The following is a 24,226-nucleotide window of genomic DNA, read 5'->3' as shown; positions in this document are numbered from 1 at the left end:
CCAGCAGCAGTCGATGGCATGCGGCACAGCCGCCGCCCTCGGCTTTTTTCATGCCCTCAACCGCCTACCACCAGGGGAAACCATGGGAAACCTTTGGATCGGCCCGCCCGGTTCCATGTACGAGATCGATCAGGCGGCCAAGTCCTTCGACCGCACCGCCGACCTGGGCATCAGCGAGTTCAAGTCGCTCGGTGGCCGGGTCACCGTCACCCGCAACCTCGCTCCGGTACGCCGGATCAAGCTGGCCTGGGACCTGCTGCCGCCGGCCCACGCCCGGGCGCTCGACCGGATCGCCCGGCGCGTCGACAGCTCGCTCGCGCCGACCGTGTTCCTCGTCGACCCGGCCGCCGGCAACGTGCTCACCGCCGGCCAGGCCCTCGGCCGGGGCGCGGCCAAGGCCACCGACATCACGGGGCTCGCCCAGTGGTTCACCACCTCGACCGGCACGGTGGCCGAGAGCACCCCGGCCGCGGGCGCCTTCACCTTCACCGCGGTGGACGCGAACAGCGCCGTGGCCTGGCGCTGCGCCGGCACCGTCGGCAACTTCCCGGTGTCGCCGGGGCTCCAGCTCTCCTTCCGTGCGCCGACGGCGATGGCCGCGCTGGGCACGGTCAGTGTGGGCCTGGACTTCAAGAGGGCCAACGGCTCGTACATCAGTACGGCCTCCGCCGTCGGCCCGCTGGTCGCCGGTACCGTCCCGGCCGACGCCGCGTTCGTCACGCCGACCGCCAAGCCCGGCGCGGCGGGCACGTACTCCTTCGCCGGTGCCTGCCTCACGTACGGCGGTACGGCGGCGGACGGCGTCCCGGGCGACGGGCTGCCGCCGATGTCGGTGACCGGCTACAGCGACACGCCCGGCCGGCCGCTGCCGTTCCGCAACTTCGGTCTCGACCTCGTGGAGGTGTCCGGTGCAGCAGGCTGACGACGCCACCGAGTCCGCGCTCGCGGCCGGTGAGCGCACCACCACCCACACCACCCGCCTGGGCGGCAGGAACGTCTCGACGCAGGTCCAGTCCTGGCAGGTGGAGCGGTCGTACGCGACCGACCTGCCGGCCGCGATGCGCGCCTTCTCCGGCTCGTCCGCCGCACAGTTGCAGGTGCAGCTGTCCGGTACGGGCGGGGCATCGGCGCCGGAGATGTACTCGCCGTGGGCGGCCCGGAAGACCGGCGACGTCGTACGCCCCGGCCAGTCGGTCGTCCACGAGAGCGGGGTCGGCGGCGGCAGGCTGCCCGCCTTCCGGGGGACGGTCCGCTCCCGTTCCGCCACCTCCGGCACCGACAGTGCGCAGATCACGGCCCTCGACGGGGCCGAGCGGCTGCGCGGCCCGGCCGAACTGCCGAAGGCGGACGCCGGGTTCCGGCTCAGCCGGCCCATGTCGTCCGCGACCTGGTGCGTCTCCGAACTGCTGCGCCAGGGCGGCCTGAACGCCTGCCCGCCGGCCCGGTACCCGGACTTCGAGGAGGGCAAGCCGCTCACCCTCGTCTACGCCTCACTGCACGGCGGCTTCAGCACGCCCTACGGCCAGCCGCTGGACGTGCCCGCACCGGACACGTACGTCTTCAGCCGGGAGGGCGCGCCGCACGAGCTGGCGCTGGTGCCCAAGGTCACCCAGCTGCGGGCGAGTTGGACCCCGCGCAGCCGGATCACGTTCCCGGGCAGTCGGCTCTTCGCCGAGTTCTGGGTCAACAACGCGCTCTCGTACGGCGATCTGGACCCGGCCGCGCCCCGGAGCAACGCCGACAGGGCCGTCCTCCAGCTGGACCTGAACCGCAACGGCACGACCACCGGCGAACTGAAGATGGAGGTCGACTTCGCCGAGGGGTGGATCCGGCTGGTCTCCATGGACTCGAAGGACGGCGGCTACTACCTGCCGTGGACGTTCAGCGACTACGCGCCCTGGCGCGGGGTGTGGAGTCAGCGAGGCGTCTGGCACGTCGGCGCGTACTTCGACAGCACCGACACCGGCACCACCATTCAGCCCCAGCTGACGGCACCCGACGGCACCAGCGTGATCGGACCGCCGTACACGCTGGCGCAGGACCGGGCCGTCCAGAAGCCGGCCGAACTCCAGCAGGTCACCCTCTACACCGACATGCCCACCGAGTGCGTGCAGGTCACGGGCGGGGTGCCGGGCATGCCGACGGCGTCCGAGTTCCGGCAGGACGGCTGGGTCAAGAGCGTCGAACTCGACGATGTGGTCCTCCCGTTGTACGCGCTGCCCCGGGTCACCGGTTCGCAGTGGGAGGTGATCTCGCAGATCGCCAAGGCGAGCATGTCGACCGCGGAGATCGACGAGCGCGGTGTCTTCCGCTGGCGGAACTACACCCGGTTCGCCACCAGGCCCACGACGGCCGACCTCACCCTCACCAGCGTCCGGGAGATCGCCTCCCTGACCGCCACCGAGGAGATCGACGCCTGCCGCAACTACTGCGTCCAGCCGTACAGGGACTGGACGGGCATCGGTTCCGAGGTGGGCACCACCCTCGCGGACAAGGAGGTCCGCGCCATCCTGCCCGGGACGACGACCGTCAAGTACCTGATGTCGGACGACGAGTACGACGTCAGCCCGCCCACCACGGACGACGACACGATCGTCACCCCGGGCACGAACGTCCGCTTCGCCCTCACCGGCGGCGGGACCGGAAGTGCCGTCAAGGGCAAGGTCGACCTCATGGTCCGCCGTGAGGACGGTTACCTGGTGGTGCGCTTCAGCAACCGGCACTCGCTGCCGCTGTACACGGCGACGAAGACCGGCACGCCGTCCTTCTACCTGGAGACCCGCAAGCCCACCGCCGAACCGGTGGAGCGGCAGGCCGTCGCGATGCTCGCCCCGACGGCCGGGAACCCGGATCCGGACGGGGTGGCCAGCGAGAAGTACTACGGGCGCCAGGAGTACACGGCCGAGTCCAGCGACTGGGTCCAGGACGCGGACACCGCCCTGGCCCTCGCGAAGGCGATGCGCGCCGCGGGTGTCCTGCCGGTGCCGGTCATCGGCGACGTCGACGTGCTGTACGACCCGCGTATCCAACTCGGCGACGTCGTCAGGGTGGTGGACACCACCGGCGCCGCCCTCAACACCCTCGCCTGGGTCATCGGCATCCGCACCGCGGGCACGGCCGACGGCGGGGTCCAGCAGACGCTGACGCTCCGTGGTGTCGACTCCGGTGACCTGCCGGCCGACTTCGAGCTGACCCCGGACAAGCCCAGCGAACCGGCGGCGGTGACGTACGCGACGTACGCCTCCGTCACGAGCGCCTTCCCGACCCTCGCGGCGCTGACCGCGTCCGGGCTGACCTGGGGAGAGATCAGGGAGTCCGCACATGTCTGAGAGCCATTCGGAGACGGTGCCGGTGGTGCTGTCCGAGGAACAGCTGCTGCGGCTGGCCTCGGCCGTGGCGACCAGCCTCACCGCGTATTTCGAGGCGAAGGAGGAGCAGAGCTCGGTGGTGCTCACCGACCCGGTGCTGGTGACGGTCTCCACAGGCCTGCCCGGCGCGGACCCGCAGGAGGGCACGGGCGCCGCCGACCCGACCGGGGACGACGGGACGTCCTCCCCCGACACCGGCGGGCAGACAGGGCCGACAGCGGAGGAGACCGGAGAGACACCGGCGGAGACCGCCCTGGACGCCGGCACGGAGACACCGACAACGACAGGTACCGACACCGGGTCCGACACCGGGTCCGACACCAGGACGAGCACAGCCGAGGAGGCTTCCGCGTGACCGCCTACACACCGCTGAACGGTCTGCCCTATCCCCAGCCCACCGACGCGGCGAACCTGCCCCTCCATCTCCAGTCGCTGGCCGAGGGGGTCGACGGCCGCACGGTCATGCGGTTCGGGGACGCCGCCGCCCGGGACGCCGCGATCACGACCCCGGCGCCCGGCATGGTCGCCTGGCTGAGCACCCCCGGCCAGCTCACCCACTACACGGGCTCGCTCTGGGCCCCCGTCACCCCGGGCCTGGTGTACCTCCAGAACAACAATGTCGGTTCGACGACCGCGACCAGTGCCACCGATACGCTGACCAGCGGAGACCCTCTGGTGGCCGCCTTCACCGCGCCGCCGACCGGCAAGGTGGTCGTCACGGTGGGCGCGATGATGTTCAACTCGACGGCGACCACCGGCTACATGAGCGCGGCGATCAAGAAGGTCTCCGACGGCTCGGTGTTCCTGCCCTCCTCGCTCGACCGCTGCGCCATCCTTCTCAGCACGGACCGCGTGTCGACATCGAGCCAGTTCCTGGTCTCGGGCCTGACGGCGGGTACGGCCTACTCGGCGACGCCGACGTACTGGTCGGCGACGTCCGCGACGACCAACACGGTCACCTACGACAACCGTTTCATCAGGGTCGATCCCGTCCTCTGACCCGTTCCCCCGTTCCACAGCAGCCCCGGTACGCCGCTCCCCCGCGCGGCGCACCGGGGCTTTCTCCTGCCCGACTCCTGCCCGAAAGGAAACAGGCCCATGGCCACACCCCTCTCCGCCGCCGCGTTCGAGGCGGCACTGCGCGCCGAAGGCGTCACCGTCAAAGAGCACGGCAACTGGTCCACCCACAACCGCAACACCGTCGGCGCCTGGGGCCCGGCCCAGGGTGTGATGCTGCATCACACGGCGGGCCGCGACAGCGTCGCCCTGTGCCGCACCGGTATGACCGGCCTCCCGGGCCCCCTCTGCGTCGCGGTCATCGCGAAGGACGGCACGGTCCACCTGGTCGGCTACGGCCGCACCAACCACGCCGGCCGCGGCGCGACGGCCACCTACAACGCCGTACGGAACGCGACGGCGATCCCCTCCCGGCCGGGCGCGGACGCGGTCGACGGCAACGCCCATTTCTACGGCTTCGAGATCGAGAACCTCGGCAACGGCCGCGACCCCTACCCGGACGCCCAGCTGGCGGCCGTGGAGAAGGTCGCGGCGGCGGTGTGCCGGGCGCACGGCTGGGCCGCGTCCCGGGTCATCGGCCACAAGGAGTGGACGACCCGCAAGATCGACCCGACCTTCTCGATGGCGGCGATGCGGACGAGGATCGCGAAGCGCCTGGCCGGCACGACGACCGGAGGCACGGAGCCGGTCTCGTACGCGCCCTTCCCGGGCGCCGCGTTCTTCACCACCGGCCGCCGCAGCGCGGTCGTCACCGCCATGGGCAGACGGCTCGTCGCCGAGGGCTGCGGCCGCTACGAGGTGGGCCCCGGCCCGTCCTGGACCGCCGCCGACCGCCGCTCGTACGCCGCCTGGCAGCACAAGCTCGGCTACTCCGGCACCGACGCGGACGGCGTCCCGGGCCGCGCGAGCTGGGACGAGCTGCGCGTCCCGCGCACCTGAACGGAGGTTGAGGCAACGATGACCGACTCGAACCGCAGAGCAGTACGTACGGCGATCCAGGCCCTGTTGGCGGTGGCGGCCGCCGTCCCGCTGCTCGCCGACACCCCCGGGATCGCCGACCTCCCCGGCTACGCCACGCTGGTCGTCGCGGCCACGGCACTGAGCCGGCTGATGACCATGCGGTCGGTGGAACGCCTGCTTCCACCCTGGCTCAAGGCCGGGACCGAAGGGGGCGCCGATGGTGAGCAATGACGAACGGGCCTCCGTGGTACTGGAGTTGGAGCGCCTGCGCAGAGCCGTGGACGTCGGCTTCGCCACCACCCGGGGCGACCTCGCCCTCCTCCTCCAACGCGCCGACCAGACCGACAAGACCCTCTCCGAACACGAGGACCGCCTGGACACCCTCGAACGCTCCCGCTGGCCCCTGCCGTCGCTGGCCGCGGTGACATCGTGCGCGGCCCTGGCCGTGGCGGTGTGGTCGACGACGAGCGGAAAGTAGACCCACAGCAAGGGGTGGGGGCGGGTTCTCCGCCCCCACCTCCGCCCGCCACGGCTTGTGAGCGCTCGCCCGTCCGGTGTGTGACCGTCAGGCAGGAGCGCCGTACAGATCCCGCATCCCCACGACATGCGCGTGGCGCCTCTCCCGCACCGCCTCGGACAGATCGCGCGCGGGCTCGCTTCGCGTATAGACCGCAAGAGCGGCCCCGTCCGCGTTCCACCCCAGGGCGCACAGAAGGTCACGGATATGCTCAAGTCGGCGCAGATCAGCGGCTGTTCGGGGCTTGTTCGTCGCCTTGGCCTCGCCGAGGAGAGTGATGCGGGCGTTCCTGTCACGGGGGCGGGAGGTACGGCTGAGGGCGACGACGTCGATCTCGTGGCCCCGGTGTTCGCGGCAGGCGACGGTCGTCGTGCCCACCTGCCCGATGTCGTCGAGGCCGCGCTCGCGCCCGTACCGGAGAGTCCACTGGCGGGCCAGGTCCTCGAAGTGCGGGCCGAGGACCTTGGAGGAGAAGGTCTCCTTCGAACGTTCCCATGCCGCCCGCCCCTCCCTCAGTTCGAAGTCGACGAGGTTCGGGCGGACGATCAGGTCGTGGAAGCGGACGATCGGGTCGGCGACCGTGATGATCGGCTTGCGCTGGAGGAGCACGTCCTGATCGTGCCGGATGAAGGCCGCCGCCTTCATGATGTTGAGGTGATACGTCAATGACTTGGCGTCCATCCCGACGAGCCCACCGATCTGTGTGGGCGTCGCGGCGCCGGACGACACCGCCTCCCAGATGGCGTGGTAGGTGGCCCGATCGCTTATGCGGGGGTCCTCGGCCAGCAGGTACTCGGGCTCCGTGAAGAGGATGTGGGAGGGGTTGAAGACGCTGCGGGCCAACCAGTCGTAGAAGCCCTCCTGGCCGGGTTCGGGCGGGTCCCCGACGACATCCCGGTACCCGGCTGCTCCCCCGAGCACCGCGTCCACGAGAAACGCCGTCTCTGGATCTTCCACCCGCCAGTACTCCGCCGCGTCCCGGAAGCCGAAGGGGCCGATCCGCATGTCGATCACCGCTCGCCCCCGCAGCGCCTGGTCGCCGGCGAGCAGCGTCGACATGGTCGAGATCGCGGAGCCACACAGGATGATCCGCAGGGCCGGTTTCCCGGAGGACGGGCCGCGCTGGTCGTAGAGCGCCTGCAGAGCGGACGGCAGCTCCGGAGAGTGCGTCACGAGGTACGGGAACTCGTCGAGGACCAGGAGCGGGGGCGACGTGCGGTCACTGCGGCTCGTGAGTACGTCGGCCGCCGCGTCCAGAGCTTCGACCCACGAGGTGAACCGCCCGATCCGGAAGCCGCTCGCCCGGGCCAGGCTGTCGGCGAAACGGTCGAGAGCCATGACTCGGCTCTGCTGGAGAGCGAGGGTGTAGACGCCGTCGACGGCTCGGCACAGGTGCTCCAGCAGGAAGGACTTCCCGTGGCGCCGCCGACCGCGTACGACACCGATACGCAGGCCCGGCGCCGTGTCGGTGCAGAAGCGGGCGAGTTCACCCCACTCGTGGGTACGGTCGAAGACGGCCGGGGGTTTGGGGATGGGCATGTGCTCGCCTCCTGGCCGGCCCTTCTCAGCCGGACTCCAATTAGCCTAAACCAATTCAGGCTATCCGTACGACCGTAATCAGACGGCTACACGTTGAGGCTCCACCCCTGCCCCACCCAGCTCGAACCACATCAGCTTCCCCCCACCCCTCCCGAGGCTCCCACCCTCCACCGGCCAGCACCCCCACCGGTCGGCGCACTGCCGGATGAGGAAGAGGCCCCGGCCGTGGTCGATGTCCGTCGGGGACGAGGGTGGGACCAGGATGGCATCGGGGTCGTCGAACGGAGGGGGGACGTACGCGCTGTCGTCCCAGACGAAGACGCGCAGACGCCCGCCGCCGAGGGCGACCAGGCGTACGGAGGAGGGGCCCTTCGTGTGCTGGTACGCGTTGGTGACCAGCTCCGAGGTCAGCAGCTCGGTGACGTCGACGATCTCGTGGAGCCCGTGGCTCGACAGGATCGCCCGCACGGTCACGCGGGCGATACGGGCGGCCCGGGGGTCGCAGGGCAGACGAAGGGCGTACTTCCAGCATTCGGGCGAACGGGAGTCGAGCGGGGATACGGTGACCATGAACGTCTCCGGGGAGAAAGGGGACTTGGGCTCGCTCAACGGCCGCGGCTCAGCGGTGGCAGTGCCTGGGGTGGTGCGCTTCCGGCTTACGGGCGGGGCCAGTTGGGCGGTACGTGTCCACCGTAGGGCAGATGGTTAGATGGATCTAACCAAACCAACTGAAAGCATCAGCGCTTCACTCTTGTGAGGGATGCACACCGCTGAGGGGAGACGTCTTGCCGCCCACGAACAGTCCTACGCTGCGCCAGAGGAGACTGGGCGCCGAGTTGCGCAAACTCCGCGAGCGCGCAGGGCTCACCGCGACCGGTGCCGCCACACTGCTTGGGGTCAACCAGGCGCGCGTCAGCATGATGGAGACCGGCCGCACCCCCATCAGCGCCGACCGAGTGCGCTCCATGGCCCGGGCTTACGACTGCTTCGACGCGGCGTACGTCGACGCACTGGCAGCGATGACCGGACGGCGGACGCGTGGCTGGTGGGAGGAGTATCGCGAACACCTCCCGGCCAACTTGATCGACCTCGTGGAGCTGGAGCATCACGCGGCCTCACTGCGGGTGGCCCTGTTCGTCCATGTTCCCGCGCTGCTCCAGACCACCGAACACGCCCGGGCGCTCTTCCGGACAGTGGTCCCCCCACTGCGGCAGTACGAGATCGAGCACCGTCTGACTCACAGGATCAAGCGACAGGGAATCCTCTACCGGAGCAGCCCCACCCCGTATCTGGTCACCATCCACGAGGCGGCTCTGAGGATGGGATTCGGCGGCCGAGCCGTGGCCGTCGAACAGCTCAGGCACCTTGTCGACATGAGCGAACTCCCCCATGTCACCATCCGGGTCATCCCCTTCGGCGATGCGAGCTTCCCAGGCGCGGGGCAAAGCATCACCTACGCCGCCGGACCCGTTCTCCAGGTTGACACCGTGCAGTTGGACAGCCACCACGGTTGCGAATTTCTGGACAGTGAGGCCCAGCTCGCCAAGTACCGATCAGTGATCGACGGCCTGGAGGCTTGCGCCCTCGCGCCGGAGAAGTCGCGAGATCTGATCCACAGCATCGCGAACGACCTGTGAAAGGCACCGGCATGTCCAGGCTTCACTGGCAGAAGTCCACCTATTGCGGCGACGCCTCCAACTGCGTCAACCTCGCCAACGCCCCCACCGGACACATACTCCTCCGCGAGAGCGACACCCCCACCACCATCCTCACCACCACCCACGCCCCCCTCCGCTCCCTCATACGGACCCTCAAGGGAGCGGAGGCAGAGAAGAAGGGTCAGCTCGACGACTCGCCCACATAGCTGAGCGTGTCCGTGCCGCCGGCCTCCCAGGTGATGACCACGTCGTCGCCGGAGCGGCGGACCGTGGCGAAGGTGATGTCGTCGTCGCTGACGTCCTTCGAGGCCATGGGGGTGAGGGCCATGCGGAAGTTGTTGTCGTCGCGGTATTTGCCGACGCCGGTCATGATGCCCTTGCCGCCGACCATGTCGATGTAGGACAGCGGGTGCTGGCCCTTGGCCTCCCCGGCGCTCTGCTCGGCGCCGATCGTCAGGGTGCGGGCCTCGTCGTCCTGCCACTGGCCCTCGACGCCCTTGGCCGGCGCGGTGCTGGAGCCACCGTCGTCCAGACCGCCGTCGGGCGTGTCACTGGCCACGTCCGTGGCCTCGTCGGTGGCCTCCTCCGACTCCGACGTGCTCTCGGACTCGCTCGCCGACGCCGACACGCTCGGCCCGGGCTTGGCCGTGTCGGCGTCGTCCCCGTCGCTGGTGAGGAAGAAGATGCCACCGCCGATCACCGCGAGCGCCGCCACGGCGGCCACGATGATCAGCGCGACTTTGCCTCCGCTACCACCGGAGGGCGGGGGCGACGGATAACCCCCGTACTGCGCACCGTAGTTGGGCGCCCCCGGCATGCCCGGCGCCCCGTACTGCTGTTGCGGAGCCGTCGGGTACGGCTGCTGCGGAGCCGCCCCGTACGGCTGCTGAGGAGCCGTCGCGTACGGGTTCGGCGGCTGGCCGGGGACCTGGCCCGGGACCGGCGGGGGCCCACCGGCCGCAGGCGGGGGCGGGTACGGCCCCGGGTACGGCTGCTGCGGCGGCTGGGCGCCGTAACCGTCGTACGGCGGCTGGCCGGGAGGCTGAGTCATCGGCGGGTGTCACTCCTTGAGTCGCTTCGGCGAGGCAAGAAGTGCGAGAACGCCTGCCTCCAGCCAGCCCAACATCCACCACCCGCCGAGTCGTACGCAAGTGCGTATCCCGGTTGGTTACGCGGTCAATACATGACCGACCGTCCCCAAGCTCCGCACCGCGTCACGACCTTCGCGGACTCCGCCCGCCGCCCCCACTCCTCGGCCACAACCGCGGCCTGCGCCGGGCGGCCAGATCCTCCGCCCAGCCGAACGCGACGACGCAAGCGACGACCAGCAGCCAGGTCAGGACCAGCACGGGCCAGACGCTCTCCAGCAGCCACGGGGCGTTCTGTTCGAGGAACACCACGTCCCACAGCCGGTCCCACTGGGTCGCGGCGATCATGATGCAGGTGGTGTGCCAGAGATAGATCGTCACCGCGCGGGAGTTGAGGAAGGTGACCACCCCGTTCCAGCGGCGCAGCCGGGGCGGCCACTGCGGCCACGACGGGCTGAAGTGCAGCAGCAACGCCACCACCGCGACGGACCACAGGGACTGGGCGAACGGCATGTCGTCCAGGTCGATGTCGGCGCCGTAGTCGTGGCGCAGGGCGTACCAGAGGCCGACCAGGGCGACCACCGGGGCCACGGACGGCACGACGTACCTCGGGAGGCGCTTGAGGATGCCCTCCTGGTGGGCCATGCCGAGGATCCAGCAGGCGCCGAAGGTGCTGAAGTCCGTCAGCCCCGAGGCGAGCCGCTCGCCGGGGACGACCAGCCAGCCCAGCTCGAACACGGCCGCCAGGGCGATCGGCGCGAGGACCGTCACCACCGGCACCTTCCGCAGTGCGCGAAGCAGCACCGGGGAGAGAACGACGAACCAGATGTAGGTGCGGACGTACCAGAGGGGCCCGGCCAGTTCCACGGCCCAGTCGGCGCCGATGAAGCCGTGCACCCCGGGCAGGCCGTCGGCGTACGGCGGCTCGCTGACCGGGAGGATCCAGAACGCGAGGTGGAACCACCACCAGAGGGGGTGCCAGTACGGATCCGGCGCCCAGCCCTGGGCCACCATCCCCGTCACGCCGACGACGCCCAGCAGCCACACCGGCGGCAGCAGCCGGCGGAGCCGGCCCCTGATGACGTCCAGGGCCGGGCGCTTGAGCGAGCGCGCCATGAGGTTGCCGGCGAGCGCGAACATCACGCCCATGGAGGGGAAGACGAGCGGCAGCCAGCTCCAGCCGGCGAGGTGGTAGAGCACCACCCGGAAGATGGCGAGGGCCCGGAGGAGGTCGAAGTAGCGGTCCCGGCCGGGCGCGGGTGGCGCCGACGGGGTCTGCGGGGTGGAGTCCTGTGTGAGTGTGCTCATCCGACCGGCCTCCGCTCGCCGCCTGCCCGCTGCTGGGGCAGCGACGGCTCCTGCGGCGCACCGGGCAGCCCCACGGCACCCGTCCGCCGCAGCTTCTGCCAGCGCAGCCGGCCGCCGATCAGCGCCGTGATCCACGACTGCAGCAGCACCACGTACATGAGCTGGCGGTAGAGGATCTGCTGGAGCGGGAGCGAGATCAGGTGGGTCATGCGCTCCTTGTCGAGGCGGAACGCCAAGGCGGCACACACCACCTGGACGGCCAGGACGCCCAGCCAGGCGCCGATCGTCTTCTCCGTCGGCCCGAAGATCAGCCCGTAGAGCAGGAACACGTCGATGAGCGGGGCCAGCAGGGGCGCCACGACCATGAACAGCGACACCAGCGGCAGGCCCACACGCCCGAAGCGGCCCGACGCGCCGCGGTCGAAGACCGCGCCCCGGTGCTTCCAGATCGCCTGCATCGTGCCGTACGACCAGCGGTAGCGCTGCGACCACAGTTGCTGGACGGATTCCGGGGCCTCGGTCCAGGCCCGCGCGTTCTCGGCGTACACCACGTGCCAGCCGTCGCGGTGCATGGCCATGGTGATGTCGGTGTCCTCGGCGAGGGTGTCCTCGCTCATGCCGCCGACGCGGTCGAGGGCCTCACGCCGGAACGCCCCGACCGCGCCGGGGATCGTCGGCATGCAGCGCAGGATGTCGTACATCCGGCGGTCGAGGTTGAAGCCCATCACGTACTCGATGTGCTGCCAGGCGCCGATCATGGTGTCGCGGTTGCCGACCTTGGCGTTGCCCGCGACCGCGCCGACACGGGGGTCGGCGAACGGCTGGACCAGCTCACGGACGGTGGACTGTTCGAAGACCGTGTCGCCGTCCATCATGACGATGATCTCGTGCCGGGCGTTGGCGATGCCCCGGTTGAGGGCGGCGGGCTTGCCCGCGTTGAGCTGCCGTACGACGCGGACGCCCGGCAGATCCCTGCCCAGCTCCTCGACGATGTGGGCGGTGCCGTCGCTGGAGCCGTCGTCGATGACCAGCACCTCGATGGGGTGGTCGCTCGCCACCAGCGAACGGACCGTCTTCTCGATGCACTTGGCCTCGTTGTACGCCGGGACGAGCACCGACACCGGTTCCGTGACGGGCCCGTTCGGACCCCAGCGGAAACCGCGTCTCCTGACCTTGCGGGCGTGGGCGATCGACAGGATCAGCATCAGGCCGAAGCGGGCGAGGACGAGGACGCCGACGACCGCGAGGGCGACCACGAGGACGCTCGTCGTCTTCTCCGAGACCTGCACCAGCGTCACCCAGACCTTGCCCTTCACCAGACCGAGGCCCGTGACGGGGGTGTGCGCGCTGGGCGCCTTCAGGGCGCCGGTCAGGGTGTCGAACCTGTAGCCCTTGACCTGGAGTCCGCCGATGTACCGGTCCAGCGCGGCGACGGTCTGCGAGCGGTCGCCGCCGGAGTCGTGCATCAGCACGATGGCGCCGTCGTCGCCCTTGGGCGTGGCCCGGCGGATGATCTCGTCGACGCCCGGCCGGGCCCAGTCCTGGCTGTCCGTGTCGCTGACGACGGTGATGTACCCGCGGCTGCCGATGTACTGCGTCACCGGCCAGGTCCGGTTGTCCATCTGCTCCGAGAACGAGGAGTACGGCGGCCGGAACAGCGAGGTGCGGATGCCGGCGGCGCCCGCGAGCGCGAGCTGGTTCTGCGACAGCTCCCAGTCGATGCGGTCCTTGGACTGGAGCGAGAGGTCCGGGTGGTTGAAGGTGTGCAGGCCGATCTCGTGGCCCTCGTCGGCCATCCGCTGGACCAGGTCCGGGTAGCGCGAGGCCATCGTGCCGGTGATGAAGAAAACGGCCTTGGCCTCGTGCTTCTTCAGCACGTCGAGGACCTTGGGCGTCCACTCGGGGTCCGGCCCGTCGTCGAAGGTCAGGACCAGCTCGTGCTCGGGGACGTCGAGGCTGAGCAGGCGGCCCGAGCGGGTGTCGATCACGGGCCCGCCCTTCAGTATCTTCTTCGGCACCCGGTCGTTCGACACCGGCGGCCCGACCCGGTGGTCCGCGAGGATCTCGCTGTGCACGTATCCGCGCAGCATCAGCATGGCCATCAGGGCGAGGAGCAGCACACAGGGCAGCAGATGACGCAGCGGCACCCGCCGCCCGAAACGCTTCTGCGGGCTCTTGCGCGGGCCCTTGCGCGGGCCCTTCCGCGATCGCTTCGAGGAACCCTTCGCCGCGCCGGCGGCCGTGGTCCCGGGTGTGCCCGCAGCCACGGTCCCGGCCATGTTCTCCGCTGGGATCTCGGCCGTGAATTCGGTCGTGGTCTCGGCCGTGAATTCGGTCGTGGTCTCGGCCGTCGTGTCGGCCGTGCCGCCCTCGGGGCTCTTCGGTGAAAGCGGTGAGCGGGTATGGCGCTTGGCGGCACGCGAAGGCGTGCCGCCGCGCTTGGAGCGGGTCATCAGGCGGGGCTCTCCGGGTTCTGCGGACTCTGCGGGCTCGACGGCTCCTGCGGGCTCTGCGAGTTCTCCGGCGTCGACGGGGCCGGCTCGACCGGCGCCGGGGACGCCGGGCCGTCGGCGACGGTGTCCGTGCCGGAGCCCGGAGCGGGGTCGGGGGCGCCGGTCTCGGAGGGCGAGGGTGAGGGCGGGGGCGAGGCCGAGGGGCTGGGGTCGACCTTCGGCGGCTCGGACGCGGACGGCTCGGGGTCCTTCACGCCGACGCTCGGCTTCGGCTTCGGCTTCGACGTCACGCCGGCACTGGGCCCGGCCGACGGCTTGGCGCCGGCGGACTTCTCCGGCTGCTTGGCCCTGCCCGACGAACCGGTCGGGGACTTGGCGGCGGGCGAGGACGTCGCTCCCGCAGGGCCCCCGCCCGGACCCGAGTCCGGTACAGAACCGTCCGCCTCGTCGGACCGTTCGTCCGACTCGGCCGGCAGCGGAGGTGTGTCCACCTTGCCCGCCGGCTTGTCGTCCTTCTGCATCGGCACCGGCAGCCAGGGCGCGTCCGAGTTGCCCGACACCAGCGTGCCGACGATGACCACGGCGTACGCCGCGCAGGCGGTGCCGACGGCGATACCGAGCCGCCGGTACAGGTTCCTGCGCCGGCCCGACTCGTCGACGAAGACCGGCCCTTCGGAGTCCTGACCGGTACCGGTACCAGCCGCGTCCCCGTCCCTGCCCGCGTGCCTGCCCGGTCCCTCGTGCACTTCGCGCCCCACACCGTCGAGTTGCACGGTCACCTCGTGCGGATCGTGGTTGCGGCCCGGCTGATCGGGCTGCTCCCAGGGCGCCGGGACGACACCTGCCCGTCCCGGCGCACCCGTGGCCCCAAAGACCCCGAGGTCCCCGGAAGAGGTCGGCTGCCGAGGCACCCCGACTCCGGCGCCCGCCCGCCCGGAGATCCCCGCCTGCCCGGAGATCCCCCTTCCGTGGTCCCGCTCCGTCCGGGACACCGCTCCGGTTCTGTCGGCCGCCTCGGGCCAGACCACCTCGCCCCCGGAGCCACTACCACCACGACCTCGACCGAGGCCTTCGACTTCGCCATCGGTCCGCTTCGGCTCAAAGCCCTTCGGCTGAATGCCCTTGGGCCAGTTCTCGACGTGCACGCACTTCCCCCCACGGGATCGTTCCGGGTGCGTGTTCGATGCCGGGCTGTCGCACTTTCCTGTACCGGACCGGACCCCCATCCGATCCGGGGCGCCCCGCCCATCACACACACCCGGGCCCCGAATGTAGGGGTGGGAGAGATGTCCACGTGTGTGATATCAGGTGAAGGTCATCATGATGAGTGCATCTGTGACCGGAATCCACCCGCCCTCCGGATCCGACAGCCATAATCCCGCCCCCGCCAACTCGGCGGCGGCCCGCCGCAACGCGTCGAGCCCCGGATGCGCGAATCCCTTCCGCCACACCAGGGAGACGGGCGACAGCGGGACGGGGTCGACGAGCCGCCGCGCCACCGTCCCCGGCATGGGCGGGAAGTCCACCACCGCCAGCACGGGCGACCTCGTCCTGGCCATGATCCGCCGGAACTCCTCCTCCCCCACGGCCAGCGGGGCAGGCGCCGCGACCTCGATCCCCCGCCCCTCGAACAGCCGCCGCGCCAGGTCCGTCCATTCCGGCGTACGGGGATTACCGGCGCCCGCGTACACCCGCTCGCCCGCGAGTTCCGCCAGCGGTACGGCGTCCAGCCCGGCCAGCCGGTGGTCCTCGGGCAGGATCACGGTCATCGGCTCGTACCGCACCGGCTGCTGTTCGAGCCGCGCCCGCACCGCCGGTTCGAGCCCCGCGAACCTCCCGAACGACACGTCCAGCCGCCCCGCGAGGATCTCGGCCGCCGCATGGGTCAGCCCGCTCTCGTACCGCGCCATCAACTCCAGCTCCGGGACGATCTCCCGGGCCCGGCGCAGCACCCGCGTCCCTGTGGCCAACCCCGGCGAGTTCAGATCCACCAACAGGGGCCGCGCCTGCCGGAACGCGGCCACCAGCTCCTCCTGCGCCTCCACCACCCGCCGCGCATAAGGCACCAGCCGCTCCCCGTCCGCCGTCAGCACCACCTGCCGAGTCGTCCGCAGAAACAGCTCCACCCCCAACTCCCGCTCCAGCCGCCGGACATCCCGGCTGAGGGCCTGCTGAGCGACATAGAGGCGAGCGGCGGCCCGGGTGAAGTGCAGCTCTTCGGCGACGGCGAGAAAGCCACGAAGGAGCCGGGGCTCGATGGCATAGGGGGCGACAGACATCCGGCGAATTTACAACCGGGGTGCGTGAATGGCCACGGAGTAAGTGTTGGACGGTGGATCATGATCGGGGCGACGGTGGCCGCATGCCGCATCCACCGACCGAACACTCCTCCGCGCCCCTGCTGACCGTCACCGCCGACACGTTGGTGGCAGCCGACTTCGCCCCTCGCCGCCGCCCGACGACAGCGCCCCGAAAGGGGCGCGGAGAACTGCGCGACCAGCCACGACGAACCCGCACCCGCCGACGCACAACCGCCCCCACCTCTTACCGCGCCCTCTTCCAAAAGCCCGGCACTCTCCGCTTCACCGCCGGCAACCTCATCGCCCGCCTCCCCATGGGCATGTTCAGCGTCAGCGCGATCCTCATGATCGCCGCCTCCCGGGACTCCTACGCCCTGGCCGGCGCGGTGGTCGCCACCGGCCTCGCCGCCACCGCCCTGGTCGCCCCCTGGACCGCACGCCTGGTGGACCGCCACGGCCAGGCCAGGATCGCCGTCCCCGCCACCGCCCTCGCCTCCCTCGGCAACCTCTCGCTGATCGCCTGCTCGCACTGGAACGCCCCCGACTGGACCCTCTTCGCCTCCTACGCGGCCACCGCCACGGTCCCCAACACGGGCGGCATGTCCCGAGCCCGCTGGGCCCACCTCCTCAAGGACGACCCGGCAGCCCTGCACACCGCCAACTCCTTCGAACAGGCCGCGGACGAACTCTGCTTCATGCTCGGGCCGGTCATCGCGGCCTTCCTCTGCACCACCCTGTTCCCCGAGGCCGGCACCCTCGTCGGCTGCGTCCTCTGCATGACGGGCGTACTGGTCTTCGCCGCCCAGCGCACCACGGAACCGCCCCCCACCGGCCGGACGACCGCGAGGTCCCCTCTCCGCAGCCCCGGTATCCCGCCCCTCCTCGCCGTCTTCCTCGCCATCGGCGCGGTCTTCGGCTCCCTGGAGGTCGTCACCATCGCCTACGCGGACGCCCGGGGCCACGCCCCGGCGGCCGGCGTGATCCTCGGGCTCCAGGCGGCCGGCTCCTGCGCGGCGGGGCTCGCCTACGGGGCGCTGCGCGTGACGGGCCCCGCGGAGCGCCGGTTCCGCCGGTGTCTGGCCGCGATGGCCGCCCTGATGACCCTGCCCTGGCTCAGCGCCACCACCACCGGCTCCCTTCCGCTCCTCGCCCCGGCCCTCCTCCTCGCCGGCATGGCCACCGCCCCCACGATGGTCACCGCCATGTCGCTCGTCCAGCACCGCACCCCCGAGGGCCAGTTGAACGAGGGCATGACCCTCGCCGTCACCGGCCTGCTCGGCGGGATAGCGGGCGGGTCGGCACTGGGCGGCTGGGTCGCGGAACACACTCCGGGAACCGGCACGGCCGGCTTCGCGGTACCGGTGGCCGCGGCGACTTCGGCACTCCTGATCGCCTCGGCGCGGCGCCCGACCGCACACACCACCGTTCGATGATCCGAACATCGGACGAATTCCCGTCCGCCCCATTGACGCGCCCTTAGCCCGCCCTTACCTTCCGTCGAAGCGCTTCGACACCAATCATCGAAGCGATTCGACTACACCTTTCGACGATCCATCCGACTCCCCTGGAGGCAAAGGATGTTGACGGCACGAAGGCGTACAGCGGCGGCTGCGGCTGCTCTCGGCGGAGTCCTGCTGCTGGCCTCCTGCGGCGGTTCGGGCAGCGGCGGCGGTGGCGGCGACGGCCGGACCCTCCGCCTCTGGCACTACGAGGGCCCCGACAGCGCGATGGGCGTGGCCTGGAACGCGGCGATCGAGGAGTTCGAGAAGACCCACCCGGGTGTCGAGGTCGAGTTCGAGGAGAAGGGTTTCGAACAGATCCGGAAGACCGCCCCGATGGTCCTCAACTCCTCCGACGCGCCGGACCTCATGGAGTACAACAAGGGCAACGCGACCGCCGGGCTCCTCTCCAAGCAGGGACTCCTCACCGACCTCACTCCGGAGGTGAGCGCGCGCGGCTGGGACAAGAAGCTCAGCGCGGGTGTCCGCACCACCAGCCAGTACGACGCCGACGGCGTGATGGGCTCCGGCAAGTGGTACGGCGTGCCGAACTACGCCGAGTACACGATGGTCTTCTACAACAAGGAACTCTTCGAGAAGCACGGCATCACCGAACCCACCACCCTGGCCGAACTCACCGCCGCCATGGACGAGTTCGTCGACGCGGGCATCACCCCGCTCGCCAACGCCGGCGCCGAGTACATGGCACAGCAGTACCTGTACCAGCTGGCGCTGAGCAGGGCGGACCGCGCCTGGGTGGACTCCTACGAGCTGTACAAGGGCAAGGCCGACTTCCATGACGCCGCGTGGACGTACGGGGCGGAGACCTTCGCCGACTGGGTGGAGAAGGGGTACATCAGCGAGAAGTCGACCGGGACGAAGTCCGAGGACGCGGGCGTCTCCTTCATCCGGGGCAAGACGCCGATCCTGTTCTCGGGGAGCTGGTGGTACGGCCGGTTCAAGGCGGAGAACACGTTCGACTGGGGCACCTTCCTGTGGCCCGACACAAACCTCACGCTCGGCTCCGGCGGCAACCTCTGGGTCGTCCCCAAGGGCGCCGAGAACAAGGAACTCGCCTACGACTTCATCGACATCACCATGTCGGAGAAGATCCAGAACCTGCTCGGCGACAAGGGCGGAGTCCCGGTGGCCGCGGACCCCGCCGCCATCACCGACCCACAGGCCAAAAAGCTGATCGCCGACTTCAACACCCTCTCCGAGAAGGACGGACTGGCCTTCTATCCGGACTGGCCGGTCCCCGGCTTCTACGACGTCCTCGTCTCCGAGACCCAGAAGCTGATCACCGGCGACGCGGACCCGGACGCGTACCTGGACGCGATCGGGAAGGCTTACGAGAAGGACGTACCGGAGCAGTGACCGCGACCGTGGAGCGAGCGGCGGCGGTCGGCAAGGAGGGACGCACCGGCCGCACGCACCACCCCCGAAGCACCCGGGACTCCTACGCGCTGTTCCTCCTCCCCGGCGCCCTCGCGTTCTTCGCCGTCGTCATCGTTCCGTTCCTGATGAACACGGGGGTGAGCTTCACCGACTGGCAGGGCGTCGGCAGTCCGGAGTGGTCCGGCCTCGCCAACTACCGGGAGCTGCTGAACGACTCAGCGTTCTGGGCGTCGTTCCGGCACAGCCTGTTCATGGTGGTCGCGATGGCCGCCGTCCCGACCGCGCTCGGGCTGGTCCTGGCCGCCGCCCTGTTCGACTTCGTCGGCAAGCACTTCGGCGGCCGGGTCGCCGCCGTGCTGCGCGCCTGCTTCTACCTCCCCCAGGTGCTGCCGATCGCCGTGGCGGGCATCGTCTGGAGCTGGATCCTCGCCCCCGAGAACGGCTCCCTGAACGAGCTGCTGAAGGCGGTCGGGCTGAGCGGATGGCAGCAGGACTGGCTCGGCGACCCGGACCTCGCCCTCTACACCGTCATGGCCGTGATGGTGTGGGTGCAGCTCGGCTTCCCGCTGGTCGTCTTCATGGCGGGGCTGCAGCGCGTCGACCCTGCGCTGTACGAGGCCGCCGAGCTGGACGGCGCCGGCTGGTGGCGGCGCTTCCTGCACATCACGCTGCCGCAGATCCGGCCCGAGATCCATGTCGTCCTGCTGTGGTGCACGATCGCCGCGCTCAAGGTGTTCGGCGCGGTGTACGTCCTGACGAAGGGCGGCCCCGGCGGCGCCACCGACGTGCCCTCCTACTTCTCCTTCACCACGTTCTTCGAGAAGACCCAGGTCGGCTACGGCGCCGCGATCTCCACCGTCCTGACCGTGATCGTCCTCGCCCTGGCCCTGGTCGGCCTGAAGCTCCAGACACGCGCCGAGGACGCCGAGGAGGAAACCCGCGTATGACCGCAGTCCGCCGCTATCCGGTCCTCGTGGCCCTCTGCGTCGCCGCCCTCTTCATGATCATCCCGTTTCTGGTCGTGGCCGTGAACGCGGTGAAGTCCCCGGCGGAGTACGCGCGGAGCGGCCCGCTCAGCCTCCCCGACGGCCTCTATCTCGACGGGCTGAAGGACTTCTGGGAGAGGGTCGACTACAGCCAGAAGCTGTTCAACTCCGTACTGATCAGCGGCTCGGTGGCGGTGCTGGCCGTCGTCCTGTCCGTGCTCAACGCGTACGCGATCGGCATCGGCCGGCTGCGGGGCCGTACCTGGATCCTGGCCTTCTTCGTGCTGGCGAACATGCTGCCGCAGGAGGCGCTGGTCTATCCGGTCTACTTCCTCTCCAAGGAAGCGGGCCTCTACGACACCCGCCTCAGCGTGGTCATCGTCTTCACGGTCGTCCAGGCGGCCTTCGGCACCTACCTCCTCGCCTCGGTGCTCGGCCGGTTCCCGCGCGAGATCGTCGAGGCGGCCCGGATCGACGGCGCGAACAAGTGGCAGATCCTGTGGCGGATCGTCGTCCCCGTGAGCCGTCCCACCCTCGGTGTGCTCCTGGTCTTCTTCTTCATCTGGACCTGGAACGAGTTCCTGCTCCCCCTCGTCATGCTGATCTCCAACGACAACCAGACCGTGTCCGTGGCCCTGGGCGTCCTCCAGGGCCAGCGCCTGATGGACGCCACGATGACCAACGCGGCGGCCCTGCTCGGCCTGCTCCCCGCCCTCGTGTTCTTCCTCCTCTTCCAGCGCACACTCACCCGCGGCATCGCCGTGGGAGCCGTGAAGTAGGCCGTGCGGCAGGCCGTGACGTAAGGAGATACCCCCCACATGAAGTTCACCGACGGCTACTGGCTGCTCCGCGAGGGCGTCACGGCGGCCCACCCGGTCGAGGTCCTCGACGTCACCGCCACGGACGGCGGCGCCCTGGAGGTCCACGCCCCGACCCAGCCCATCCGCCACCGCGGCGACCTGCTGAAGGGACCGGTCGTGACGATCAGCGCCCATGCCCCGATGCCCGATGTCATCGGCGTCACGTTCACCCACTTCGAGGGCGAACGGCCACGCGGCCCCCAGTTCGAGCTGACGACAGAGGAGTTCACCCCGCACACCTCCTACGACGACGAGCACGCCACCCTCACCGCCGGTGAGCTGTCGGTCCGTGTGTCCCGCACCGGCCCCTGGCACGTCGACTTCCTCGCCCACGGCCGCACCCTCACCACCAGCGGCCCCAAGTCGATGGGCATCATGCACGAGGCGTCCGGCGCCCACTACCTCCGCGAACAGCTCAACCTGGGCGTCGGCACCTCGGTGTACGGCCTCGGCGAACGCTTCGGCCCGCTCGTCAAGAACGGGCAGGTCGTCGACATCTGGAACGCCGACGGCGGCACGGCCACCGAACAGGCCTACAAGAACGTGCCGTTCTACCTCACCGACGCGGGCTACGGCGTCTTCGTGGACCACCCCGGCAAGGTGTCCTTCGAGGTCGCCTCGGAGGTCGTGTCGAGGGTCCAGTTCAGCGCGGAGACCCAGCAGTTGACGTACTACGTCATCTACGGCCCGACCCCGAAGGAGATCCTCCGCAAGTACACGGCCCTCACCGGCCGCCCCGCCCTCCCACCTCCCTGGTCGTTCGGCCTGTGGCTGTCGACCTCGTTCACCACCTCCTACGACGAGGAGACGGTGACCTCCTTCATCGAGGGCATGCGGGAGCGCCGGCTCCCCCTCTCCGTCTTCCACTTCGACTGTTTCTGGATGCGCGAGTTCCAGTGGTGCGACTTCGAGTGGGACCCCCGGGTCTTCCCGGACCCGGAGGGCATGCTGGCTCGCCTCGGACGCCGGGGCCTGCGGATCTCCGTGTGGATCAACCCGTACGTCGCCCAGCGCTCCCCGCTCTTCGCGGAGGGCAAGGCGCTCGGCCATCTGCTCCGCCGACCCGACGGCAGCGTCTGGCAGTGGGACCTCTGGCAGCCCGGTATGGCCCTGGTCGACTTCACCAGCCCGGCGGCCCGCGAGTGGTACGCGTCGAAGCTGGAGGCGCTCCTCGCCCAGGGCGTCGACTGCTTCAAGACCGACTTCGGCGAGCGGGTGCCCCTGGACGTGACCTGGTCCGACGGCACCGACCCGGAGCGGATGCACAACTACTACACCTACCTCTACAACCGCACGGTCTTCGACGTCCTGCGCAAACACCGGGGCGAGGGTGACGCGGTGCTCTTCGCCCGCTCGGCGACGGTCGGCAGCCAGCGCTTCCCCGTCCACTGGGGCGGCGACTGCGAGTCGACGTACGAGGCGATGGCCGAGTCGCTGCGGGGCGGGCTGTCGCTGGGGCTGTCGGGCTTCGGGTACTGGAGCCATGACATCGGCGGCTTCGAGGGCACCCCGACACCCGCGCTGTTCAAACGGTGGATCGCCTTCGGCCTCCTGTCCTCCCACAGCCGTCTGCACGGCTCGTCGTCGTACCGGGTCCCGTGGCTCTTCGACGACGAATCGGTGGACGTCCTGAGAAAGTTCACCCGCCTGAAGCTCAGCCTGATGCCCTACCTCTACGAGGCCGCGCGCACCGCCCACACCGAGGGTGTGCCGATGATGCGCGCGATGGTGCTGGAGTTCCCGGACGATCCGGGCTGCGCGCATCTGGAACGCCAGTACATGCTCGGCCCCGACCTCCTCGTGGCCCCCGTCTTCAGCGACGAGGGCGATGTCACGTACTACGTCCCCGAGGGCACCTGGACCCGCTTCCCGACCGGGGGGACGGTCACCGGCCCGCGCTGGGTCAGCGAACGCCACGACTTCACGAGCGTGCCGCTGCTGGTCCGTCCGGGCGCGGTCGTCCCGGTCGGCGCTGTGACGGACCGCCCGGACTACGACCACGCGGACGGGGTCACGCTGCACGCGTACGGCCTCGAACACGGGGCCCAGGTCACCGTGCCGGTGGGCGACGTGACCTTCACCGTCGTACGGGAGGGCAAGGTGCTGCGGGCGTCGTGCGGCGACCCGAGGGCGCCGTGGGGTCTCGCGGCCGGCGACCGGGAGGTCCGGGCGGAGGCGGGCACGGGCTTTCTGACGATGGACCTGGACGGAGAGTCGGATCCCGAGGGAACGAGGCCGGTGTGACGGTGAAGATCACGGACGTGGCCCGGCACGCGGGCGTCTCCCCCAGCACCGTCTCGTACGCCCTGAGCGGCAAGCGGCCGATCTCGGCGGAGACGCGGGCGCGGGTCGAGGCGTCCATCCGCGAGCTGGGCTACCGTCCGCACGCGGGCGCCCGTGCCCTGGCCAGCAGCAAGTCGAACGTGCTGGCGATGGTGGTGCCGTTACGGGCCGGGATCAATGTGCCGGTGGTCATGCAGTTCGCGGTCTCCGCGGTCACGACGGCCCGCGCACACGACCACGACGTACTGCTGTTGACGCAGGAGGAGGGCGAGGAGGGCCTGCGGCGGGTGGCGGACACGGCCCTGGTGGACGCGCTGATCGTGATGGACGTCCAGCTCAACGACCCCAGGCTGCCGTTGCTGCGCACCCTGGACCGCCCGTCGGTCCTGATCGGCTTCCCCGCCGACCCCTCCGGACTGACCTGCATCGACCTGGACTTCAGGACGGCGGGCGAGCTGTGCGTGGAGCATCTGGCCGGTCTGGGGCACCGCGTGGTGGGTCTGATCGGCTCCCCGCCCGAGGTCTACGTCCGCCAGACCTCCTTCGCCCAGCGCGTCGTCCAGGGCTTCACCTCGGCCGCCACCCGCAACGGCATGTCCTCCACGGTCCACCCCTGCGAGGCCACCCCCGCGGCCGCCCGAGCGGTGGCGGAGCGTCTCCTGCGGGAACAGCCGGCCCTCACGGGCATCGTCATCCACAACGAGGCGATCCTGGAACCCCTCGTCGACGCTTTCGAACACCTCGGCCTCCGTGTCCCGGCCGACCTCTCGGTCACCGCTCTGTGCCCGGACGACCTCGCCGCGAACCTCCGCGTCCCCCTCACCTCGATCGCCATCCCGGCGGCGGAAGTGGGCGAGAAGGCGGTCGCCCTCCTGATGGAGAAGCTGGCCGGCACCCCCGTACCCGAGTCCACCCTGCTCCCACCCCGCCTGACCGTCCGGGCGAGCACGGCCCGCCGGGTGACGGGGTGAGGAAATGACGAAAGCCCCGCT

22 protein-coding genes are annotated in these 24,226 nt (G+C 70.4%); 15 read left to right on the top strand and 7 right to left on the bottom strand.

Annotation, left to right across the window (positions count from 1 at the left end):
• The first annotated feature begins 82 nt into the window (after positions 1 to 82).
• The 7 genes from OG622_RS30795 to OG622_RS30765 all read left to right on the top strand — a co-directional run bounded on the left by OG622_RS30795 (position 83) and on the right by OG622_RS30765 (position 5,823).
• A complete protein-coding gene (locus OG622_RS30795) occupies positions 83 to 922 on the top strand; it encodes a hypothetical protein (protein ID WP_371579873.1) in 840 nt (279 codons plus the stop codon).
• Entirely contained in the window at positions 909 to 3,329 is a 2,421-nt protein-coding gene (locus OG622_RS30790; protein ID WP_371579872.1) for a hypothetical protein, read from the top strand. Before OG622_RS30795 ends, OG622_RS30790 begins: the two co-directional genes overlap by 14 nt.
• Positions 3,322 to 3,723 carry a hypothetical protein gene (locus OG622_RS30785; protein ID WP_371579871.1) on the top strand — a complete coding sequence of 134 codons (402 nt, stop codon included), beginning with the start codon at positions 3,322 to 3,324 and terminating at the stop codon, positions 3,721 to 3,723. The genes OG622_RS30790 and OG622_RS30785 overlap by 8 nt, the downstream gene beginning before the upstream one ends.
• A complete protein-coding gene (locus OG622_RS30780) occupies positions 3,720 to 4,367 on the top strand; it encodes a hypothetical protein (protein ID WP_371579870.1) in 648 nt (215 codons plus the stop codon). The genes OG622_RS30785 and OG622_RS30780 overlap by 4 nt, the downstream gene beginning before the upstream one ends.
• A gap of 99 nt (positions 4,368 to 4,466) precedes the next feature.
• Positions 4,467 to 5,324, top strand: coding sequence for a peptidoglycan-binding protein (locus OG622_RS30775; RefSeq protein ID WP_371579869.1), 858 nt, complete (start codon positions 4,467 to 4,469; stop codon positions 5,322 to 5,324).
• Between the two features lie 18 nt (positions 5,325 to 5,342).
• Positions 5,343 to 5,576, top strand: a complete 234-nt coding sequence (locus OG622_RS30770) for a hypothetical protein (protein ID WP_371579868.1) — start codon at positions 5,343 to 5,345, stop codon at positions 5,574 to 5,576.
• A complete protein-coding gene (locus tag OG622_RS30765; protein ID WP_371579867.1) occupies positions 5,563 to 5,823 on the top strand; it encodes a hypothetical protein in 261 nt (86 codons plus the stop codon). Before OG622_RS30770 ends, OG622_RS30765 begins: the two co-directional genes overlap by 14 nt.
• Positions 5,824 to 5,910: 87 nt before the next feature.
• On the opposite strand, the gene OG622_RS30760 is transcribed toward OG622_RS30765, so the two are convergent.
• Positions 5,911 to 7,401, bottom strand: coding sequence for an ATP-binding protein (locus tag OG622_RS30760; RefSeq protein ID WP_371579866.1), 1,491 nt, complete (start codon positions 7,399 to 7,401; stop codon positions 5,911 to 5,913).
• A 78-nt stretch (positions 7,402 to 7,479) separates the two neighbouring features.
• Complete coding sequence (locus OG622_RS30755; RefSeq protein ID WP_371579865.1) at positions 7,480 to 7,971, bottom strand: ATP-binding protein; 492 nt, start codon at positions 7,969 to 7,971, stop codon at positions 7,480 to 7,482.
• 215 nt (positions 7,972 to 8,186) lie between these two features.
• Between OG622_RS30755 and OG622_RS30750 the strand changes: the two genes are divergently transcribed.
• Together OG622_RS30750 and OG622_RS30745 are read left to right on the top strand one after the other, a co-directional pair.
• Positions 8,187 to 9,038 carry a helix-turn-helix domain-containing protein gene (locus tag OG622_RS30750; RefSeq protein WP_371579864.1) on the top strand — a complete coding sequence of 284 codons (852 nt, stop codon included), beginning with the start codon at positions 8,187 to 8,189 and terminating at the stop codon, positions 9,036 to 9,038.
• A gap of 11 nt (positions 9,039 to 9,049) precedes the next feature.
• Positions 9,050 to 9,265 carry a DUF397 domain-containing protein gene (locus tag OG622_RS30745; protein WP_371579863.1) on the top strand — a complete coding sequence of 72 codons (216 nt, stop codon included), beginning with the start codon at positions 9,050 to 9,052 and terminating at the stop codon, positions 9,263 to 9,265.
• On the opposite strand, the gene OG622_RS30740 is transcribed toward OG622_RS30745, so the two are convergent.
• From OG622_RS30740 to OG622_RS30720, 5 genes are all read right to left on the bottom strand, one after another.
• Positions 9,241 to 10,110 carry a hypothetical protein gene (locus OG622_RS30740; RefSeq protein ID WP_371579862.1) on the bottom strand — a complete coding sequence of 290 codons (870 nt, stop codon included), beginning with the start codon at positions 10,108 to 10,110 and terminating at the stop codon, positions 9,241 to 9,243. The two genes, OG622_RS30745 and OG622_RS30740, sit on opposite strands and share 25 nt — an antisense overlap.
• Positions 10,111 to 10,273: 163 nt before the next feature.
• Positions 10,274 to 11,455 carry an acyltransferase gene (locus tag OG622_RS30735; RefSeq protein WP_371579861.1) on the bottom strand — a complete coding sequence of 394 codons (1,182 nt, stop codon included), beginning with the start codon at positions 11,453 to 11,455 and terminating at the stop codon, positions 10,274 to 10,276.
• Positions 11,452 to 13,908 (bottom strand): glycosyltransferase, encoded by a 2,457-nt coding sequence (locus OG622_RS30730; protein ID WP_371579860.1) that lies wholly within the window; start codon positions 13,906 to 13,908, stop codon positions 11,452 to 11,454. The genes OG622_RS30735 and OG622_RS30730 overlap by 4 nt, the downstream gene beginning before the upstream one ends.
• Positions 13,908 to 14,687, bottom strand: a complete 780-nt coding sequence (locus OG622_RS30725; RefSeq protein WP_371579859.1) for a hypothetical protein — start codon at positions 14,685 to 14,687, stop codon at positions 13,908 to 13,910. Before OG622_RS30725 ends, OG622_RS30730 begins: the two co-directional genes overlap by 1 nt.
• 525 nt (positions 14,688 to 15,212) lie before the next feature.
• Positions 15,213 to 16,187 (bottom strand): LysR family transcriptional regulator, encoded by a 975-nt coding sequence (locus OG622_RS30720; RefSeq protein ID WP_371579858.1) that lies wholly within the window; start codon positions 16,185 to 16,187, stop codon positions 15,213 to 15,215.
• An 83-nt stretch (positions 16,188 to 16,270) separates the two neighbouring features.
• Between OG622_RS30720 and OG622_RS30715 the strand changes: the two genes are divergently transcribed.
• The 6 genes from OG622_RS30715 (at position 16,271) to OG622_RS30690 (ending at position 24,205) form a co-directional block, all read left to right on the top strand.
• Positions 16,271 to 17,641, top strand: a complete 1,371-nt coding sequence (locus OG622_RS30715) for an MFS transporter (protein ID WP_371579857.1) — start codon at positions 16,271 to 16,273, stop codon at positions 17,639 to 17,641.
• A 144-nt stretch (positions 17,642 to 17,785) separates the two neighbouring features.
• Positions 17,786 to 19,084, top strand: a complete 1,299-nt coding sequence (locus tag OG622_RS30710) for an extracellular solute-binding protein (protein WP_371579856.1) — start codon at positions 17,786 to 17,788, stop codon at positions 19,082 to 19,084.
• Positions 19,081 to 20,052, top strand: coding sequence for a carbohydrate ABC transporter permease (locus OG622_RS30705; RefSeq protein ID WP_371579855.1), 972 nt, complete (start codon positions 19,081 to 19,083; stop codon positions 20,050 to 20,052). The genes OG622_RS30710 and OG622_RS30705 overlap by 4 nt, the downstream gene beginning before the upstream one ends.
• Positions 20,049 to 20,870: a carbohydrate ABC transporter permease gene (locus tag OG622_RS30700; protein WP_371579854.1), complete on the top strand. Its 822-nt coding sequence runs from the start codon at positions 20,049 to 20,051 to the stop codon at positions 20,868 to 20,870. The genes OG622_RS30705 and OG622_RS30700 overlap by 4 nt, the downstream gene beginning before the upstream one ends.
• A 39-nt stretch (positions 20,871 to 20,909) precedes the next feature.
• On the top strand, positions 20,910 to 23,195 hold the full coding sequence (gene yicI / locus OG622_RS30695) for an alpha-xylosidase (protein WP_371579853.1): 2,286 nt from the start codon (positions 20,910 to 20,912) through the stop codon (positions 23,193 to 23,195).
• Positions 23,192 to 24,205, top strand: coding sequence for a LacI family DNA-binding transcriptional regulator (locus OG622_RS30690; protein ID WP_371579852.1), 1,014 nt, complete (start codon positions 23,192 to 23,194; stop codon positions 24,203 to 24,205). The genes yicI and OG622_RS30690 overlap by 4 nt, the downstream gene beginning before the upstream one ends.
• The last annotated feature ends 21 nt before the right edge of the window (positions 24,206 to 24,226 follow it).

The sequence above is a fragment of the Streptomyces sp. NBC_01314 genome (assembly GCF_041435215.1).
Classification (GTDB): Bacteria; Actinomycetota; Actinomycetes; order Streptomycetales; family Streptomycetaceae; genus Streptomyces.
This window is presented reverse-complemented; position numbering and strand designations above follow the sequence as displayed.

Excerpts from the sequence above, each read along its gene's own strand:
- OG622_RS30700 (WP_371579854.1), top strand. The coding sequence starts at position 20,049 with ATGACCGCAGTCCGCCGCTATCCGGTCCTCGTGGCCCTCTGCGTCGCC.
- OG622_RS30720 (WP_371579858.1), bottom strand. The coding sequence starts at position 16,187 with ATGTCTGTCGCCCCCTATGCCATCGAGCCCCGGCTCCTTCGTGGCTTT.
- yicI (WP_371579853.1), top strand. The coding sequence starts at position 20,910 with ATGAAGTTCACCGACGGCTACTGGCTGCTCCGCGAGGGCGTCACGGCG.
- OG622_RS30730 (WP_371579860.1), bottom strand. The coding sequence starts at position 13,908 with ATGACCCGCTCCAAGCGCGGCGGCACGCCTTCGCGTGCCGCCAAGCGC.
- OG622_RS30795 (WP_371579873.1), top strand. The coding sequence starts at position 83 with ATGGGAAACCTTTGGATCGGCCCGCCCGGTTCCATGTACGAGATCGAT.
- OG622_RS30785 (WP_371579871.1), top strand. The coding sequence starts at position 3,322 with ATGTCTGAGAGCCATTCGGAGACGGTGCCGGTGGTGCTGTCCGAGGAA.
- OG622_RS30715 (WP_371579857.1), top strand. The coding sequence starts at position 16,271 with ATGCCGCATCCACCGACCGAACACTCCTCCGCGCCCCTGCTGACCGTC.
- OG622_RS30735 (WP_371579861.1), bottom strand. The coding sequence starts at position 11,455 with ATGAGCACACTCACACAGGACTCCACCCCGCAGACCCCGTCGGCGCCA.
- OG622_RS30710 (WP_371579856.1), top strand. The coding sequence starts at position 17,786 with ATGTTGACGGCACGAAGGCGTACAGCGGCGGCTGCGGCTGCTCTCGGC.
- OG622_RS30740 (WP_371579862.1), bottom strand. The coding sequence starts at position 10,110 with ATGACTCAGCCTCCCGGCCAGCCGCCGTACGACGGTTACGGCGCCCAG.
- OG622_RS30760 (WP_371579866.1), bottom strand. The coding sequence starts at position 7,401 with ATGCCCATCCCCAAACCCCCGGCCGTCTTCGACCGTACCCACGAGTGG.
- OG622_RS30775 (WP_371579869.1), top strand. The coding sequence starts at position 4,467 with ATGGCCACACCCCTCTCCGCCGCCGCGTTCGAGGCGGCACTGCGCGCC.
- OG622_RS30755 (WP_371579865.1), bottom strand. The coding sequence starts at position 7,971 with ATGGTCACCGTATCCCCGCTCGACTCCCGTTCGCCCGAATGCTGGAAG.
- OG622_RS30765 (WP_371579867.1), top strand. The coding sequence starts at position 5,563 with ATGGTGAGCAATGACGAACGGGCCTCCGTGGTACTGGAGTTGGAGCGC.
- OG622_RS30745 (WP_371579863.1), top strand. The coding sequence starts at position 9,050 with ATGTCCAGGCTTCACTGGCAGAAGTCCACCTATTGCGGCGACGCCTCC.
- OG622_RS30770 (WP_371579868.1), top strand. The coding sequence starts at position 5,343 with ATGACCGACTCGAACCGCAGAGCAGTACGTACGGCGATCCAGGCCCTG.